At 39.1% G+C, this 17,203-nt stretch carries 24 protein-coding genes and 1 riboswitch; of the genes, 6 read left to right on the top strand and 18 right to left on the bottom strand.

The features are described from left to right. Positions 1-18 precede the first annotated feature (18 nt). Together EJK17_RS02185 and EJK17_RS02180 are read right to left on the bottom strand one after the other, a co-directional pair. Positions 19-591, bottom strand: a complete 573-nt coding sequence (locus EJK17_RS02185) for an SGNH/GDSL hydrolase family protein (RefSeq protein WP_103660544.1) — start codon at positions 589-591, stop codon at positions 19-21. After that, positions 588-1,625, bottom strand: coding sequence for an AI-2E family transporter (locus EJK17_RS02180; protein ID WP_127796158.1), 1,038 nt, complete (start codon positions 1,623-1,625; stop codon positions 588-590). Before EJK17_RS02180 ends, EJK17_RS02185 begins: the two co-directional genes overlap by 4 nt. 291 nt (positions 1,626-1,916) lie before the next feature. Between EJK17_RS02180 and nrdJ the strand changes: the two genes are divergently transcribed. From nrdJ to EJK17_RS02160, 4 genes are read left to right on the top strand one after another with little or no spacing between them, the layout of a single operon-like run. After that, entirely contained in the window at positions 1,917-4,145 is a 2,229-nt protein-coding gene (gene nrdJ / locus EJK17_RS02175; protein ID WP_103660546.1) for a ribonucleoside-triphosphate reductase, adenosylcobalamin-dependent, read from the top strand. A gap of 29 nt (positions 4,146-4,174) precedes the next feature. After that, positions 4,175-4,555 (top strand): DUF4430 domain-containing protein, encoded by a 381-nt coding sequence (locus tag EJK17_RS11605; protein WP_103660547.1) that lies wholly within the window; start codon positions 4,175-4,177, stop codon positions 4,553-4,555. Positions 4,556-4,561: 6 nt separating this feature from the next. Next, entirely contained in the window at positions 4,562-5,083 is a 522-nt protein-coding gene (locus EJK17_RS11600; RefSeq protein ID WP_103660548.1) for an ECF transporter S component, read from the top strand. Next, positions 5,083-5,625: a cob(I)yrinic acid a,c-diamide adenosyltransferase gene (locus EJK17_RS02160; RefSeq protein ID WP_103660549.1), complete on the top strand. Its 543-nt coding sequence runs from the start codon at positions 5,083-5,085 to the stop codon at positions 5,623-5,625. The genes EJK17_RS11600 and EJK17_RS02160 overlap by 1 nt, the downstream gene beginning before the upstream one ends. Positions 5,626-5,667: 42 nt before the next feature. On the opposite strand, the gene EJK17_RS02155 is transcribed toward EJK17_RS02160, so the two are convergent. From EJK17_RS02155 to msrB, 14 genes are all read right to left on the bottom strand, one after another. Beyond that, positions 5,668-6,324 (bottom strand): DsbA family oxidoreductase, encoded by a 657-nt coding sequence (locus EJK17_RS02155; protein WP_103660550.1) that lies wholly within the window; start codon positions 6,322-6,324, stop codon positions 5,668-5,670. Positions 6,325-6,346: 22 nt separating this feature from the next. Further along, positions 6,347-7,285, bottom strand: a complete 939-nt coding sequence (gene trxB / locus EJK17_RS02150) for a thioredoxin-disulfide reductase (RefSeq protein WP_255409159.1) — start codon at positions 7,283-7,285, stop codon at positions 6,347-6,349. 131 nt (positions 7,286-7,416) lie between these two features. Further along, positions 7,417-8,052 carry an ArsR/SmtB family transcription factor gene (locus tag EJK17_RS02145; protein ID WP_103660552.1) on the bottom strand — a complete coding sequence of 212 codons (636 nt, stop codon included), beginning with the start codon at positions 8,050-8,052 and terminating at the stop codon, positions 7,417-7,419. 23 nt (positions 8,053-8,075) lie between these two features. Further along, positions 8,076-8,393, bottom strand: coding sequence for a thioredoxin family protein (locus EJK17_RS02140; RefSeq protein WP_236629276.1), 318 nt, complete (start codon positions 8,391-8,393; stop codon positions 8,076-8,078). Further along, positions 8,371-8,517 (bottom strand): hypothetical protein, encoded by a 147-nt coding sequence (locus EJK17_RS11375; protein ID WP_168180704.1) that lies wholly within the window; start codon positions 8,515-8,517, stop codon positions 8,371-8,373. Before EJK17_RS11375 ends, EJK17_RS02140 begins: the two co-directional genes overlap by 23 nt. A gap of 113 nt (positions 8,518-8,630) precedes the next feature. Continuing rightward, on the bottom strand, positions 8,631-8,990 hold the full coding sequence (gene crcB, locus EJK17_RS02135) for a fluoride efflux transporter CrcB (protein ID WP_103660553.1): 360 nt from the start codon (positions 8,988-8,990) through the stop codon (positions 8,631-8,633). A 2-nt stretch (positions 8,991-8,992) separates the two neighbouring features. After that, positions 8,993-9,382, bottom strand: a complete 390-nt coding sequence (locus EJK17_RS02130) for a fluoride efflux transporter FluC (protein WP_103660554.1) — start codon at positions 9,380-9,382, stop codon at positions 8,993-8,995. 48 nt (positions 9,383-9,430) lie between these two features. Beyond that, a riboswitch (Fluoride riboswitch) is annotated at positions 9,431-9,491 on the bottom strand. A gap of 97 nt (positions 9,492-9,588) precedes the next feature. Next, positions 9,589-10,248, bottom strand: a complete 660-nt coding sequence (locus tag EJK17_RS02125; RefSeq protein ID WP_103660555.1) for a hypothetical protein — start codon at positions 10,246-10,248, stop codon at positions 9,589-9,591. Between the two features lie 191 nt (positions 10,249-10,439). Further along, positions 10,440-11,066 (bottom strand): hypothetical protein, encoded by a 627-nt coding sequence (locus EJK17_RS02120; RefSeq protein ID WP_103660556.1) that lies wholly within the window; start codon positions 11,064-11,066, stop codon positions 10,440-10,442. Positions 11,067-11,585: 519 nt separating this feature from the next. Further along, positions 11,586-12,431, bottom strand: coding sequence for an SIR2 family NAD-dependent protein deacylase (locus EJK17_RS02115; RefSeq protein WP_103660557.1), 846 nt, complete (start codon positions 12,429-12,431; stop codon positions 11,586-11,588). A gap of 177 nt (positions 12,432-12,608) precedes the next feature. Beyond that, positions 12,609-13,250, bottom strand: coding sequence for an ArsR/SmtB family transcription factor (locus EJK17_RS02110; RefSeq protein ID WP_103660558.1), 642 nt, complete (start codon positions 13,248-13,250; stop codon positions 12,609-12,611). A gap of 126 nt (positions 13,251-13,376) precedes the next feature. After that, positions 13,377-13,865, bottom strand: a complete 489-nt coding sequence (locus EJK17_RS02105) for a helix-turn-helix domain-containing protein (RefSeq protein ID WP_103660559.1) — start codon at positions 13,863-13,865, stop codon at positions 13,377-13,379. Positions 13,866-13,887: 22 nt separating this feature from the next. Continuing rightward, positions 13,888-14,409: a peptide-methionine (S)-S-oxide reductase MsrA gene (gene msrA / locus EJK17_RS02100; RefSeq protein ID WP_103660560.1), complete on the bottom strand. Its 522-nt coding sequence runs from the start codon at positions 14,407-14,409 to the stop codon at positions 13,888-13,890. 12 nt (positions 14,410-14,421) lie between these two features. After that, on the bottom strand, positions 14,422-14,841 hold the full coding sequence (msrB, locus tag EJK17_RS02095; protein WP_103660561.1) for a peptide-methionine (R)-S-oxide reductase MsrB: 420 nt from the start codon (positions 14,839-14,841) through the stop codon (positions 14,422-14,424). A 178-nt stretch (positions 14,842-15,019) separates the two neighbouring features. Here msrB and EJK17_RS02090 point away from each other — a divergent pair, with 178 nt between their 5' ends. Beyond that, positions 15,020-15,256 (top strand): cytochrome b5 domain-containing protein, encoded by a 237-nt coding sequence (locus EJK17_RS02090; protein WP_103660562.1) that lies wholly within the window; start codon positions 15,020-15,022, stop codon positions 15,254-15,256. A 145-nt stretch (positions 15,257-15,401) separates the two neighbouring features. Here the strand turns inward: EJK17_RS02090 and EJK17_RS02085 are convergent, their stop codons facing one another. Next, a complete protein-coding gene (locus EJK17_RS02085) occupies positions 15,402-15,788 on the bottom strand; it encodes a pyridoxamine 5'-phosphate oxidase family protein (protein WP_103660563.1) in 387 nt (128 codons plus the stop codon). 83 nt (positions 15,789-15,871) lie between these two features. Here EJK17_RS02085 and EJK17_RS02080 point away from each other — a divergent pair, with 83 nt between their 5' ends. Continuing rightward, positions 15,872-16,801, top strand: coding sequence for a helix-turn-helix transcriptional regulator (locus EJK17_RS02080; protein WP_103660564.1), 930 nt, complete (start codon positions 15,872-15,874; stop codon positions 16,799-16,801). A 74-nt stretch (positions 16,802-16,875) separates the two neighbouring features. On the opposite strand, the gene EJK17_RS02075 is transcribed toward EJK17_RS02080, so the two are convergent. Continuing rightward, a complete protein-coding gene (locus tag EJK17_RS02075; RefSeq protein ID WP_127796157.1) occupies positions 16,876-17,124 on the bottom strand; it encodes a hypothetical protein in 249 nt (82 codons plus the stop codon). Positions 17,125-17,203: the final 79 nt, after the last annotated feature.

Below are 17,203 nucleotides of genomic sequence, written 5' to 3'. Positions count from 1 at the left end.
GTGCTTTTTTTCTTTACCCTAAATTTCCTGAAGTGCTTGTCCTAGTAAGTCAGCCAGCAATTCATAACCAGCTTGACCGAAGTGCAAACCATCATTTTTTAAGCCCTGACATAAACTAGCTAAGTTCCCCCGCTCAATCATTGCCTGATAGAGATTCACATAGTGAAAATGATATTCCTGCGCTACTGCCTCAACCACCTGACTATATTGCGCCACGACTTTGTTACTGCGCACATGTTGCTTCTGCTCATCGACCGCTGGCGGCGAAACCAAAATCACCTTTGGTGGCCAGTATTCACACACCACTGCCGAAGCAATCAAAGACATATTTTGCTTAAACTGCGCCAGCGGCACCTGCTTATGCGTTGCCAAGTCATTGGTTCCTAGCAAGATCACTAACGCGTCATGTTGGTCCTGCGTTAACACCAATTCGCTCAATCTTGCAAAAAAAGCACCAGAATTGATGCCGGATACTGCCGTATTGGTTAGCTCAATTCCTGGTACTTTTTGCTTCAAGTTCGCGTTCAAACGCGGCTGACTCAAGCCTTCATGCCGGGCAATAATACTATCACCTGTTAATAAGACTTTCATTGCGTTACCTTCTTTTGCTTCTTCTTACGGGCTGATTTAATTTCCATCACATCGAGTAAGAAAGTGAAAATTGGTACCCCGACGATTAAGCCCCAAGTACCCCAGAGATGTTCTGCAAACAGCAAAACCAAAAAAGTATAAAAGATGGGCAATTCGGTTTTGCTGGCCATAAACTTCGGGTTCAAAATGTAAGCTTCAATCGCATGGATAATCATGATCATGACAAAAATGTAAATTACATACCGTAATCCGCCCACTGAATAACCAATAACGCTCAACGGAATCAAAGAAATAATGACCCCCGCCACCGGAATTAAGCTCAAGATAAAGACCATGAGGCCTAGAGCGACAATCTGTGGCATCCGCATAATCGCTAAGCCAATCATCGTTAAAGCAGTGTTGCAAATGGCAATGAAGAACTGCGCTTCTAAAACCACGCCGAAGGTGTTAGTAAACTTTTTACCAAAGAAGCTGACATCTTCAAAGAACCACTTAAAAATTCCACTCTTCACAAATAGACTTGAAAATTCATTCATCTGTTTCAATTCAATCGTGTAGAAGAAACTCAAAATCAGTGACATGAAGGTGGCAACCGTCAACGTCCCGACACTGGTTAAAGTATGGAACATAATCGTCATCCCATTTTTAACCTGCTTCGTAATTTCGGCTTGACTGACGTAATGCTTAAGATATTTCATCATCCCTGGCATATTGTTACTTTCATAAAAAGCTTTCACCGACTTAAAAATCTTAGTAATTTCCCCCACCAGCATTGGCATATAAACCGTAATGACAAAATACAGGAGGAGCAAAATCAAGATATAGGTGACACTCACAATCAAACCGGTCGGAATTTTCGGCGCGTGTTTTTGCACTAAACGCACCAAATGCACTACCAAATAAGTAAAAATAAAGGTCAACAAGATGGTGTTCATCATCGACCGCAATTTATAAAGAAATAAAATAATGATCATTAAAACTACCGCTCGCCGCAAGGGCACGTTAGCTTTAAATCTCTGCCAAGCATTCTGCATTCAATCCCTCTCTTTCAATAAAAAACAATACTTGTGTCCTATTTTATGCCTAATAATAGGCGTTACACAAACAGATTATTTAGCATTTAAAAATTCACGCCAAAAAAAGCAATTATGTACGAAAAATTTTTGGTCAGCACTTGCCAAGAGCGACAAAGATTTGCACTTAGCAACTCCCCAAAAGCGATCTTTTTTCGGTTTACAATACAACATATTGTGGTATTCTCAATTTTGTCATCAATAGATTGTATGTTGTGAAACATTAACACCTTTTCAAGGGGAGAACTTTTTATGCAGAAAACTATTCAATTAGATCAAAATTTCATTCAACGAGTGAAACAACAAATTAAACCCCATTGGGGTGAACTGGGCTGGGTCACTTATAAACGGACCTACGCCCGCTGGTTAGACGACAAAAATCGTTCAGAAAATTGGGACGAAACCGTCAAACGGGTCATTGAAGGAAATATTAACCTCGATCCGCGCTTGAAGAATAATCCTTCTCCTGCGGTTATCAACGAATTAACTACTGAAGCCCAAAAATTATTCCGCCTAACTTATGGCTTAAGTGCCACCCCATCTGGCCGGAATCTTTGGATTTCTGGAACCGACTATCAAAAGCGCACGGGTGATTCACTTAACAACTGCTGGTTCATTGCTATTCGCCCGCAACACTACGGGGACAGTCACTTGGTACCTGCTTACTTAGATAAAAACGAAGTCGCAGTCTCCATGCCCTTCTCCTTTTTATTCGACCAATTAATGAAAGGTGGCGGCGTCGGCTTCTCTGTTGTTAAAGACAACATTAAGCAGATTCCGACTGTTGATCAAGCTGTTGACTTAACCGTTGTTATCGACAAAAAGAGCCAGTCTTACGAACCTTCACTTAAAGTTGGTGCCGTTGACAAGGATACTTGGGCTAAAGAAGAGCAAGAGCAAGATGACTACATCTACTACGAATTGCCTGATACCCGTGAAGGCTGGATCTTAGCTAATGCCCGTTTAATTGATATGCACTTTAACCGCAATAATCCTGAAGGTAAACACAAGTTAGTCCTTGATATCAGCAAGATTCGGCCCTATGGTGCTAAAATTCATGGCTTTGGCGGAACCGCCTCTGGCCCGATGCCCTTAGTTGAAATGTTCTTGGACATTAATCAAGTTATAAATGCGAAAGCTGGGCAAAACTTATCCGCTGTTGACGCGACTGATATTTGTAATTTGATCGGTAAAACCGTCGTCGCTGGTAACGTTCGCCGTTCAGCTGAATTGGCCTTGGGCTCTAACGATGATCAAGACTTTATCAAGATGAAGCAAGATAAGGAAAAACTCTACCATCACCGTTGGGCTTCTAACAATAGTGTGGCCATCAATTCGAAGTTTGATAATTATGGTCCAATTGCAGATGGAATTTTGCACAACGGCGAACCTGGTGTCGTTAACCTCGAATTATCTCGCAACTACGGCCGCATTGCGGATGGTTATCAAGCTGGCATTGACGATGCAGTTGAAGGGACTAATCCTTGTGGGGAAATTTCCTTAGCTAACGGTGAACCATGTAACTTGTTTGAAGTCTTTCCTTTTGTGGCTGAACAGCAAGGCTGGAACTTAAAAGAATCCTTTAGCTTAGCCGTGCGTTTTGCTAAGCGAGTAACCTTCAGCCACTATGATTGGGAAGTTTCCCGCAAGATTATTCAGAAGAATCGCCGCATTGGAGTCTCCATGTCAGGGATTCAAGATTGGATTTTATCCCGCTTTGGTCACCGCGTAGTTACTGGCTTTGAAAAGGCTACTGATGAGGATGGACAAACAATCCAAAAGCCAATTTATGATCCAGAAATTGTTAAAACTTTTGACGACTTATACCAAGCGATTCTGCAGGCTGATCAAGACTACAGCCAAGAATTAGGCTGCCAAACTTCGGTTAAGCACACGACCGTTAAGCCATCAGGAACGGTAGCAAAATTAGCTGGTGTGTCTGAAGGGATGCACTTCCACTATGCTGGTTACTTAATTCAAAGAATTAGATTCCAAGCTTCTGATCCACTGCTGCCAGCCTTAAAGGAATGTGGCTACTACACTGAACCCGATATTTACACTAAGAACACCATTTGTGTGGAATTTCCACTGCGAGCCGCTAATGCCGACAGTAAGAACTTTGCTTCTGCGGGAACAGTTTCAATTGCGGAACAGTTTGCGACCCAAGCCTTTTTACAAACCTACTGGTCTGATAATGCGGTGTCCTGCACCATCACCTTCCAAGATAAGGAAAGTAAAGAAATTGAACCCTTGCTCCACCAATACCGCCACATTATTAAGTCCACTTCGCTACTTCCCTACTATGGTGGCAGCTTAAAGCAAGCACCTAAGGAGCCAATTGATAAGGCCAAATACGAAGAAAAAGCTAATAAAATTACGGGTAATGTCGAAGCCGTCTTTATGAAAGAAAACGATGATCAAAAAGACTTAGAATTAGTCGGTCAAAGTGACTGTGCTGGCGGCGCTTGCCCAACTAAATAGAAGAATTTTTTATTACAAGGAGAAAAAACATGAAAACTAAACTGACTGCTGTAATTGCAACTGCAACAATTTTTACCTTTGCCCTTTCTGGCTGCTCTAACCAATCTAAGGCTGCCAAATCTAGTAACCGTATTACGGTGACTTACACTTTACGCCAAGGGAAAAAGAACTTTTCTACTAAGAAAATTAAGTTAAAAAAGCATGCCAAGGTCATGACTGGCTTAAAGAAGGGCTGGAAGGTAGAAGAAAATAAAGGCTTCATTACTGGTATTGCTGGCAAGAAGCAAAATCCTAAGAAGAAGATCTACTGGACTTACACTATCAATGGTAAGTGGGCTAATAAAGGCGCTGCCGACCAAACAGTGAAGAACAAGGATCACGTGAAGTTTACCTTAGCTAAAGTGAAGTGATAAAACATGGTTACTGAAAGAATTCAGCTGCGCCGGCTAACGATGCTGGCCCTCTTAACCGCCTTAGCCGTAGTTCTGCGAGTTTTCAAGGTAATTCCGATTCCGAATGTGCAACCAGTAACGGATATCATTATGATTGTGACCCTCACGCTGGGTGGCGGCTTTGGGATTATCCTGGCGGCTTTAACCATGATTTTATCCAATATTGTCTTAGGTTTTGGGATTTGGACAATTCCGCAAATTTTTGCTTATATCGGCTGCGTCTTGACCGTTATCTTAGTAGCCAAGATTTTACCGTTGAAAAAACACCTCTTACTGCAAGTCACTCTAGCAGTTTTCCTTGGTTACGAGTATGGCTTTTTAGTCAGCTTCGGGATGACAATTTACGGCGGACTACCTGCCTTTCTTGCCTACTGGGTCTCAGGTTTAGTCTTTGATACCTACCATGCTGTTGGTAATTTTGCCTTTTATCTGGTGCTTTATAAACCTCTTACTTTAGCCTTGCAGCGTTATGAAAGAGTGATCTAATGACAATCAAGATTTATACCAAAGTTGGTGACCAAGGGCTAACTAAGCAAGTAACGGGCAAGATGGTCCCGAAAGATGACTTGCAAATTACTGCTTTAGGAGAAATTGATTCTTTGCAATCTTACTTAGGCGTAGTACTAGCCAATCTCTCAGAAAAGACAGCAAGCTTACAAGATGAATTAATCGAAGTTCAGCGTGATTTATATTTATTACAAGCCGACATTGTCGTTAAGCGCCGGCATGGAATTAATGATGACAAAGTGGCTGCGTTAGAAAAAAGGATTGATGAATTAACACCGAAATTACCTAAGATTCCCGAATTTATCTTGCCTGGTGGTAAAGTGACAGGTGCAAACCTACAATACGCGCGAACCCTTGCTAGACAAGCAGAACGAGCAATGGTGACTTTGAATCGAGAACAGCAGCTGTTAGCTGCCAGCAATTTGAAATACATGAACCGCCTATCTGATTACCTCTTTGTCTTAGCGCGTTACGCTAATGTCTTAGATGGTTATCAAGATGTGAAAAGCAAACAGAAATAGAGTCAAAAAAATAAGCTCAATCGTCATGATTGAGCTTATTTTTTACGCTTGGGCTTCTTCAGCTTTTACTTTTTCTAATGCTTGCACGAAGACCTCATAAGGTTGCGCACCGCTAATGGCATACTTATTATTCAGTACAAAGAATGGTGCGCCTTGAATGCCTAATTGTTGGGCTTCAACTTCATCAGCGACAACTTCCTTTGGGTATTTATCAGAATTTAAAATATCCTGAACTTCTTGTCGCTCTAAGCCTGCTTTCACTGCTGCGTTAGTCAAAACTCCATGATCCGCAATTGACTTACCATCAGTAAAGTAAACCTTGTAGAAGCGGCTGATAACTCGTTCAACTAGGTCACGATCACCTTTGCTTTCAGCTAATTTAATCAAGCGGTGGGCATCCATGGTATTAGTTGGCACAACCTTATCTAAATGAAATTCCAAGCCTTCACCAGCAGCCATTTGGGTGATGTATGCCATCTTTTGACGAGCATCATCTTCCATAGCCTTGTTACCACCAGTGAAGTGGTTAATATAGTCGCCAGGCTTAGCAGTCTTACTTTCCATCGGATTTAATTGGAAAGATTTTAATTCCAAATCAGTATCGTCATAAATGCCGACTTCTTTCATGGCCTTCTTCATTCTAGTTGAGCCAATGTAGCAAAATGGGCAAGCAATATCGGACCAGTATTTAATTTCCATTCTTTTCTCCTTAAGTTATGAATTAGTTTTCTTCTAAGCTACTCAAATATTCGAAAGCATTTTGACCAGCAATTCCGCCTTCTCCAACAGCTGTCACGATCTGACGTAATTTCTTTTGCCGAACATCACCGATGGCATAGATTCCAGGGATGGAAGTTTCCATTTGATCATTAGTGATAATCCAGCCGTCTTTGTCAGTAATGTTTAAGTCTTGGAATGGTTGGCTGTTAGGAACATTACCAATGTAGATGAAGACCCCTGCAGCAGGAATAACCTTGTCTTCATCAGTCTTCTTGTTGTGCACCTTGATGCCCGTTACCTTATTTTCGTCACCAACAATTTCTACAGGAACACTACCCCAAGTGAATTCCATCTTAGGATTCTTGAAGGCCCGGGTTTGCAAAACCTTTTCTGCTCTTAATTGATCACGGCGGTGAATCACATTAACGTCCTTAGTTACGTTAGCTAGGTATAAGCCTTCTGAAATAGCTGAGTCACCACCACCTACAACGGCAACATCTTCATCTTTGAAGAAAGCACCATCGCAGACTGCGCAGTATGAAACGCCTTTGCCGCTATATTCTTCTTCGCCAGGGATGCCTAATTTTCGGTTATCTGAACCAGTCGCAATAATGACTGCTTTAGCAGAAATATCTTCGGGATCCATCTTAATAATGCGGCGCTTGTTTTCACCTAATTCAATTCCTTGCACGTCGCCGTAGACGAATTCGACACCTTGGTCGACTGTACTCTTGTACATCTTCTCGCCTAGTTCTGGACCCAAAATTGAAGGAAAACCAGGATAATTCTCTACTTCAGCAGTATTGTTCATTTGACCACCATAAACACCACGGTCGATCATTGCTACCTTTAAGTTAGCGCGAGCTCCATAAAGAGCGGCTGTCATTCCACCAGGACCTGCACCAATTACTACTAAGTCGTATTCTTTCATTGTTTTCACCTCATTGATTATTTCGTGTTAGCTATTCTACGCTTTCGTTGAATTATATAATTATAATATCACTAACTTTTTGTAAGTCAACTATTTTGTTTAAAAAAATGAGTGGAATTTTTCCACTCAATCTTTAGCTGTTAATTTTTTAATTCAGAGACACTCTGATTTAGTACCTTTACCTTTTGATAGCCATGATTCTTTAGCTCTTTACCAACCACTTCCGCAATTCCGCAAAGCCTACCGCGACAGTAAACTACGACATCTTCATCATTCTTAAATGGTAAGTTCTTAAAATCAATTTCATTAAAGGGAATATTATGCGCATGCGGCAAATGCTGGTTAGCAAATTCATCTTTAGGTCGTAAATCCAAGATATAGGTTCCGGTCAATTCTTTTCCCTTTAACTGGTTCAAAGTGATTTTGGGTACGACTTCAAAATTTTCCTCAAGTGACTGCATTTCTGGTAAGGAGCTTTCTGCCAAACTAATTAATAACGAAAAAAGCTGGCTGACCTGCGGATTGGCTAAAGCATAAAAGACAAAGTTTTTATCTTTTTCTTCCTTAACTAAGTTAACTTGCTTTAAAAGCTGCAGGTTCTTCGAAGTGGTTCCAACACTGATTCCGATTGCCTTGGCGATCTCTTCTACCGACTTCTTACCTTGATCTAAGATAAAAATTATCTTGAGTCGGGTTAGATTGCTGACGGCTTTGCCAATTCGCAGCACTTGCGCAAAAGCCGCATCTTGATAGGCATTGGCACGATCTTTTTGCATAAACTATTCCACCTTCTTCATTATTAATGCTGTAAAGCTCCAAAATAATATTGGAAAACTGCTTTAAATTGGTTTTGATCAAGAAACTTACTAAATTGATCAACCTTTTGGCCATTCTTAAGCAAGACAAGACTCGGTGCGGAAAGTACCTGATACTTACTTGCTAGCTCAGGAAATTCGGTGACATTGACTTCAAAGAAAGGCACAGTTTCACCAACGACTTTTTCAATCTCAGTAACTACCTTATTCTCGCTGTAGCATTGCGAGCACCAGTCATTATCAAAATAAAGGACAGCATTTGGTGGTAAGGTTGCGATCTTATTTCTTGTCAGAGTCTGCATTTTTCTTTGCCTTGCTCCAATCAATTTCACAACCATCTGGACCACATACACCAGCACTCAAATTGTTGTCATCACTGATTGAAGTAAAAAGTGGGGTCTTCTTTTCATTCTTTTTATCAGTCATAATTTTTCTCCTTTTTGCTATTCTACGTTTTTGGTGAACTTTGCTTTTATCATATCACTTACTTTTTACAAGTCAACAATCAGGATTAAAAGTTATGCTGCTTTAGTTTTGTGCTAGAATATTTTGCCTAAATAATATCCAGCAAATACTAACAGTAGTCCTCCCAAATATGAAGCAAGTAAGTATAAGAAAAAGTTTTTGGTTTGATGATCTTTTAGCTTACCTAGCAATTCAACATTTAAAGTTGAAAAAGTAGTGTAGCCACCCAAGACTCCTGTGCCAATTAAAGCATACAAAAATGGTGAAACATGTAAGGCAAAAACCAATCCTAATAAAAATGCCCCACTTAAGTTAATCAACAAGGTCGCAAATGGGAAGAAGCTAGGCCAGTTTTTCTTACCATAATTAGTAATGGCGTAACGTCCACAAGCGCCAAAGATTGCCCCAATTCCTGCTAAAATAATTGTGTTCATTGTTATGCCTTTCTCGTAAAAAATTGTCCTACTTTTTTACCAACTAGCATACCCAAAGCTGCAAAGAGCAAGCCAAAAACAATTGATGATAAAAAGTAGGTCACAGCTGGTAAATAACTTGCTTCTAATAATTGCTTCAGAGTATCAAGTTTAAAACTTGAAAGAGTAGTATAAGCACCAACAAAGCCCGTTGAAAGTCCAGTTGCAAGCCAATCACGCCCCTCTCGATATTCCAAGAAGAAGTAAGTTAAAAAGGCTAACAAAAAGCAGCCAGTAACATTAGCAAAGAAGGTTCCACTTTGCGCCCAAATATTATTCAAGTAACATCTCAATGCTCCACCGAAAAAGGCAAAGAAACCCACGCTGAGATAGTTTTTTACTTTGTCTGACATATTTACCTCCATTAAAAAACGTCTACTATTAGTGGGGCTCTGCCCCTCACAATAGTAGACGTCATCAGATTTTACTCGCTTAATGGCGAACGTCATCGCCTATTCAACTAACGTTTTAATCATACCGCTGATTTAATTTTTTGCAAGATGTTTCATGTGTAACACATAGAAATATTTTAATTAAAAAGAAGTTTCTCACTTACTAATTAAAAACCAAAGAGTAATAAGTTTGACCCTTCAATATCCATCGTGCCGTCTTTCTTAAGTTCTTTCAATGAACTAACGACAAACTTCTTTTGCTTACCACGTAACTTCTTAGCAGCTTTAAAGGCTAAGTCTAATTGCTTCTTGTTCTTACCCTTCTTTACTTGACGGTTATCAGAATTTGCAATCTTAGTTAAAGCCTTCTTAACTCCGCGCATGTTCTTGTTGTTAAGGTAGAAGTATTGTAAACCTGATTGAGTCGTCCAAATGAAGTAATTCTTATCCTTGGATGCAAGTAAGAAGACTGGCGCACCAGTATGACGCTTTGAGTAATCAAATTCTTTTTCAACTCTGAACTTAACGTTTTGAACCTTCTTAGCGCTAACAGTTTTTACACCTTTAAGTTCAAAGCTCTTTAAAGACTTGGAGTAGTTCTTCTTACCAACATAGATCTTATCAGCGTACTTATCGTTGATCACGCGTAAGATGTAGCCCTTCTTAGTCAAATCAGGACGATTCTTGACTCCTTGCATTGGCTTAGTTTGGACCGCATTTTCACTCTTAGCAGTAGTATCAGCCTTGACTGAATTTTGCATCGTAGTCATTGTCAAAGCTGCACCAGCTAAAACAACTACACTTACTAACAACTTTTTGAATTTCATTTTTATATTCCCCTTCCAAGAATTAATACATGTATTATACAACTTTATCTTGAGAATGAAGCGATAATTTGGGATAAATTTTTGAATTTGGTATTTATATATTATTATCTAAAAATATGTAGCATTTACAATATAATGAAGCTGCTTTTAGGCAGAAAAAATTGGCCTTTAGGCCAATCATTTTTAACTATTTAATTAAAGCCATGCGTAACAATCTCATACACGGACTGAGTAAATGACATACTCAAACATTGTTTAGCATCATCAAACGTCATCTTACTCCGGTTGATTATCCAATACAGTAAGTCATCAATAATTTCATTGGACCAGCGATAAGCGACATAATCAAACAACTTGGGCTTCTTAGCCAACATCCCCTCTTGCTCATAGATATTGAAGTAGTATTTTAAGATCCGGACCAACCGCTGATTGACCACGTCAACCAAGGTATGCCGCAAGACAGGATCGCCATTATTGGAAGTCAATACTAAAAGCTCTTGATGATATTTATCGAAGAAATCCAAAGTATTGTTCAAACCATTTTCCACCAAGCGGGCAATATCCTTTTTAGAAAGAGAATGCTTAGGATGGTACCAAACTTTCAAGTCTTCTGCTAGTGCCTTCTTTAGTTCTGCTAACAAACTAGCTTCGACATCTTTTAATAAAACAATTTTATTTGCGTAATATTTATAAAAAGTGGCATTTGCAACTTCCGCATTTTTGATGACATCAAGATCTTTGAGATCATACAGCGGCTTTTGCTCTAACGCCTTAATCAAGCCGTATTTTATGCGACTCTGCGTATCATATAACAACATTATCACCCTACCTATGATGTCAATATATACTATTTAATGGGCGCAGACAAGCAACTGGTTTGCTACTAGCTGTAAGCATAGTTTCGAAAAATGAAGAGTGCTCTTCACTTTTAAAGTAAATTATTTAAAATGAAACACTCAAGTAGAGAATGGATAGAACCTCTTCAAAATCACGCTTTTAGCTAGCAATGGCTAATAGAAGTAGGTATAATTAAGAAGCGATAAACGGAAAAGGTTTATCGAAAATTGTGTATCCCTGAAATAAAGCACACAAACTCCGTTATGTTTTAATCTCAGTAACACATTTTTATACTTAACTCTGCGAAGTAACTTAAGTTGCTTTTGTGAGACAGATATAGATTAATCTAAGATAATGAGACTCATCACTTTCTCTACTACTTAATTTGTCATCATCTTAGTTTCTAAATTAAAAGCTTTCATTAACTACAAAAAGAGCCTTATCAGCGCAATTATTTGCAACGATAAGACTCTTTTTGCTTACTGGGACAAGCACTCTAGCTATTTGATCATTTCACTAGCTGCTTTTAAGGCATCATTGATATCTTCATCAACTAACAAGGAACAATCTTCAATTGCTGGATTAGTACGGGCATCCCGTGGATTAATGTTCACATAGAATGAATCAGGCATGTATTGTGTCATTTCCCAGAATGGCTCCTGAATAAACATCGGTGTCATCCGGCCCACACCCATTTCAAGGAAGAGGATCTTTTCACCACGATGTTCTCCCATGAACTTGTTCCACTTTTGGTGTTCTTCATAATACTCTTGATCCTCTAAGAATTCCGGACCACGTACCCACGGAATAAGTGCTGCCCCATCAACATCACTGCGTGGAATCAGATCACTTGGCAGACGATGATCTTCAATCTTGTCGTACAAAACGTCCAGCATTCCCTTAGTTGGATAAAGCTTGCGATCGCTTGCAGGACGTGAACTTTGGAAGTAATGCCATGACCCTTGAATCTCACTTACCTGCTCTTCTGGGAAATATTTAGTAAAGAGCATATCTTGGTTAGTCGTGACATAATGCACGGGTTTATCACCAATTAATTTCCGCAAATATTCATAAGTTGGCTTCTGTGGCGGAATTTCGGTCATCATTTTATACAGTTCCAGATAGAAAGCCCAGTGTTCTTCTTCTGATTCAAATCGAGTATAAAATCCTTGGAATAAGCCTTGAAAGCCATATTTTTTAGCAAAATATTTCATATTGTCCATGTACAAGGGACTATCTTCGTACCAGGAGGCTAAACCAGTAGCTCTGGACATCCCACTACCTGCACCGACAACAATGGCATCGGCAGCTTTTACTTGGTCAACTAATTGTTCAATTTTATTCATGTAGAAACCTCTTTAAAAAATCTCATACAACGCGTCTTTAACTTTCGCTAAAATTAAAACATGTCTTGAACAAGTAATTAAGATCATTTTTAGACAAACTGTATAATTCACTACAGCTTTTGCTAAAGCGTATTATAAATAAATGCTAACGGGCTGATTCTTACGCAGACAAGCACTCTAGCAATTTAGTTCTTGCCAATCGCGGCACGTATTATTTAAACTATAAGCTTCAAAGCCATTATCATTCAGCTCTTTCGTCACATCATTAGTAATTGGACACAAGCGACCACGACAATAGACAATAATCGGTTGATTCTTAGGCAACTCTTGTAAATGCTCTTCAATTTCTGTATAAGGGATATTCACTGCTCCATCGACATGACCTTCGTTATATTCATGCTCGGTTCGGGCATCAAGCATAAAGCTATGTGCCTTGATTTTTTTAGCATCGGCTAAAGAAATCGTTTTGACACCCGGTTCACTATTGGCAGTATTTTGCGCCTTCTTAAAATCAGCAATTTCATCTTCGCCAATATCAATCAATAAATTGATTAGATCATAGATTTTGTAATTAGCTAAGCTGTAAATGATATAGTTACCATCTTTAACTGACTTGACTAAATTGCTTTGCTTTAAAACCTGCAAATGTCTTGAAGTATTGGCAACGCTCAAGCCGCTCTCTTTAGCTAGTGTCTCAACCGTGCTAGGAGCTTGAAATAGTAAATGTAAGATGACTAAACGACTATCACTTGCAAGCCCTTTGGCCATCTGCGCTAGTGCTGTAAACATCTCTGTCTTGTATTGGTATTGTTTGTCCATATTATCTCCAAAGTATTAAATCATTATATTGAATACTTTATTGGCTGATGAATTATTTGTCAAACTACGAACATAAAAATGGCTACTGATCCCAAACGATTAGTAGCCATTTTTTAATTATTAATATTAGTTGAGGTGCAATAAGTCAATTAAACCAGCGTAGTCCACATCTCTACTCTCGTAGTCCTTAAGCAACTTGTTAACTAAATCGTCGAGTTGCTTTTGTTCATCTTCAGTTAAACTACCATAAGCAGCTTGAGCAATTTCATCACGGCTCTTATTAAAGTCCTTGATTGCAGCAATACCTTGATCGGTTAACTTCAACTTGCATTCCGTGTCGCTGATATCTTCCTTAGTGATTAAATCACTGGCTGTAAGAGCAGCGACTGCGTCCGTAACTTCACTTAACCGGAAATTATACTTGAAAATTAAATCGTTGCTAGTTAACTCATTGCCATTCTTGCTAAGAGTTCTGAGCACCTTTTTGTAAATGCGGTTATTAGGGAAATTAGTTAATGCAGCCTTATTCTCTAAATGAACTTGCTTCTTTAATAAAGTTTGATACTTTTCTAACTTCTTTACATCAAGAAATAATTTTGTGGTTAATTCTGCCATAACCTTAACCTCCTAAATTAATTTATCTACCCCAGTGTTTTTTCACAAAGCGAGCCCGGCCACCAGCTTCTTCAATCATGTAGCGAAGTGGATTCTTCTTATAGAAGTCTTGATGGTAATCCTCGGCTGCATAAAATGGCTGTGCTGGTTCAATTGCCGTAACAATTGGATCATCAAATTTGCCACTATCAGCCAAAGCTTGCTTAGATTTCTCTGCCGCTTGCTTTTGTACTTCGGAATTGTAGTAAATTACTGGTCGATATTGATCACCGCGATCTTGGAATTGCCCCATTGCATCCGTTGGATCGGTTACTTGCCAGTAATATTGGAGCAGTTTGTCATAAGGCATCTTGTCTGGATCATAAGTAATTTCAACAGCTTCTGTATGACCGGTATTTCCCGCACATACTTCTTCATAAGTAGGGTTAGCTACATGTCCACCAGTATAACCACTCACGATCTTTTCTACGCCTGGTAAGCTGTCAAAAGGTTCAACCATACACCAAAAGCAACCACCAGCAAAAATTGCAGTATCTAAAGCCATTTGCCATCCCCCCTAACTAAATAATTGCTTGTATTGACCGTAGCCTTTTTCTTCTAACTCATCATAAGGAATAAAGTTCAACGCTGCTGAGTTAATGCAGTAACGTAAACCGCCTTCTTCAACCGGACCATCATCAAAAACATGCCCTAAATGAGAATCAGCTTCTGGACTTCTGACTTCCACTCTTCTCATGAAGAAAGATTTATCAACCTTATAGTCGAGCTTCTTAATTGGCTTAGTGAATGACGGCCAACCACACCCAGCATCATACTTATCTTCACTAGAAAATAATGGCTCTCCAGAAACCACATCTACATAGATGCCCTTTTCATAAAAGTCATCATACTTCCCAGTAAATGCCATCTCAGTTGCGCCTTTTTGCGTAACAGCATATTGCTTAGGAGTTAAATGAGCTAATTCTTTTTCTTCCATCAAAGCACCTTCTTTTTAACTATTCAATTACTTAGTTGATTATTATTTTATACTGCAGTGTAAGCTGATTCAACTTATATGCTTGTAATTAGGCGAAAAAATAATGTTGCATTTTTAAATAAATAATGGTACTATTCGATTAGTTAGTTTAACGTTTCTACTAGAAAGGTGGATATTCATGGCAGAAAAGATTTTTACAAAAGATAAATTAGCAGAATTTAACGGTCAAGATGGACACAAAGCATATGTAGCAGTCAACGGCGTCGTTTACGATGTCACTGACATTCCTGAATGGCACGGTGGCAAGCACCATGGAAACCTTGCAGGACAAGATCTTACCGAAGCACTCAAGCACTCTCCTCATGGTGATAAAGTTTTAGCTAACTTAGACGTTGTTGGTAAGTTAGCTGAATAAGCAACAACCTCATAATTTCATTCGTTAAATACATTCCCAAATTTCTAAAAACCTAAAAAAGCAATCAGACTTGAAAACTCATTTCTGATTGCTTTTAGTTTTGCTCTTCTTTCTTACGTGGACAAGAACTTTGGAGATTTATTGCCTAAATCTTCTGTTCAATATCATGGATCTTCACAACTAACACTGCACGAATCCAATCGAATTGTGCCTTCATTTGTTCGAAATATTCACCCTCAGTAATGAACTCGCCCTGACCATGAATGTGGTAGCCGCGACCCATGCCGGCCTTACCTTCATAATTGTAAGAACCAATCGCAATCGTCAACTCATGCTTAGGATCATTCTCGAAGTCATTTTCAATTGAATGCATCCCCGCAGCAGGAATCAGCAGGGTATCATCGCGCACCACGCTAATGTATTGCGTCCAGGTGTTAACCACGCTAGCCGGATTACCGTTCACGCTAACGATCGTCGCAGGTCCTTTATCAAATAAAACATCTAAAAATTCTTCATTCATAAACTTCGTCATTTTCTTCATCCTTTCACTTTGCATTCTTTATAATACAGTTAAACCCTGTCAAAAGTTGTCAGTATTTATCAAGGATTTTATTAATGAAAAAAGCAGATCGTCTTAACCAAGAATTAATTTATCTTTCCTATCGCAAAAGTTTTAACTTAAATGAACTAACCAGCAAGTTTAAAATTTCTGAAAGGACTGCCCTGCGCGACATTGCAGAGCTTGAGGAAATGGGCTTGCCTTTATACTCAGAAGTTGGTCGTAACGGTGGCTACAAGATTAGCCAAGAAAAACTCTGGGTACCCATCAAATTCAATTTTGAGGAGATCAACGCCATCTTTTTTGCACTAAAATCAATGGATCTGGTATCTACTACCCCATTAAAAAAATCATTCAGTAGTATTTACCAAAAACTGCTAAAATCATTGCCGATCAACTACCAGAAGCAAATCAAGCAGATGCAAAATATTGTGAAATATCGTCGTGAACCTTCCGTCGATGACACACAAAACTTAACTTTATTGTTGCAGGCTGCGACGCAGAATCTAGCTGTTACTTGCCAGAATACTCAAGCCGAGCAAAAGCAAACTTTGCAGATTGCCAATATCTTTTATCAAAATGGGCTTTGGTACACCGAGGCTTTTGATCTAAGGCGTGAAACTTACCGTATCTACAAATGCAATAAACTAAAACAGTTGAAACTGTCTCCTGACAAGCAAACTAAGAAGATTGCAGAACTCACTAAGATTAGAACTAATTACTTCAATAATTTCCGCACCATTAAATTTCGCTGTCGACTCACTGAACACGGAAAAAAGGCCGCCTTGCGCGACCTTTATCCTAGTATGAAAGTTGAAACGCACCATAACGCCAATTACCTGACTGGACAGTATAATCCGCAAGAATTAGATTACATGGTGCAATATTTACTTAAGTTAGGCAGTGATGTACGAATTATTGAACCGGAAAGTTTGAAGGATGCGTATTTGAAGCAGTTGAGGAAGATTGTGGATTCATATTGTTAGTGCTACTTTTCACAAAAAAATAAAAAGTCCATTGCCTTTCATGGAGCAATGGACTTAATTTATTTTCACTAACATTATTTAGCTGCAGCTGCGGCTTCTTCCTTAGCTTCCTTGGACAATCCAGCACGGTCACCTAACAAGGTAAAATCAATTTGCATTGCTAAAGATGGCTTTTTACGCAAGAAATCAATCTCAGCTGGCTTCACATTTTCAGTTGGATGGTCCTTAGAAACTAACTCTTGTGAGATTTCGCTATCCGTTAATTTCTTATCCTCTAATACACTTTCCGCTTCTTTGACTTCTTTTTCATATCTTTTTGTCATAAAAAACGCCTTCTTCAACTCTTATTGTAGTTGGTTTTATTGAAAGGTATAGCGAAACGTACTTTTTTATTGCTTATCG

The organism is Lactobacillus xujianguonis, assembly GCF_004009905.1.
GTDB classification, from domain to species: Bacteria; Bacillota; Bacilli; order Lactobacillales; family Lactobacillaceae; genus Lactobacillus; species Lactobacillus xujianguonis.
This window is presented reverse-complemented; position numbering and strand designations above follow the sequence as displayed.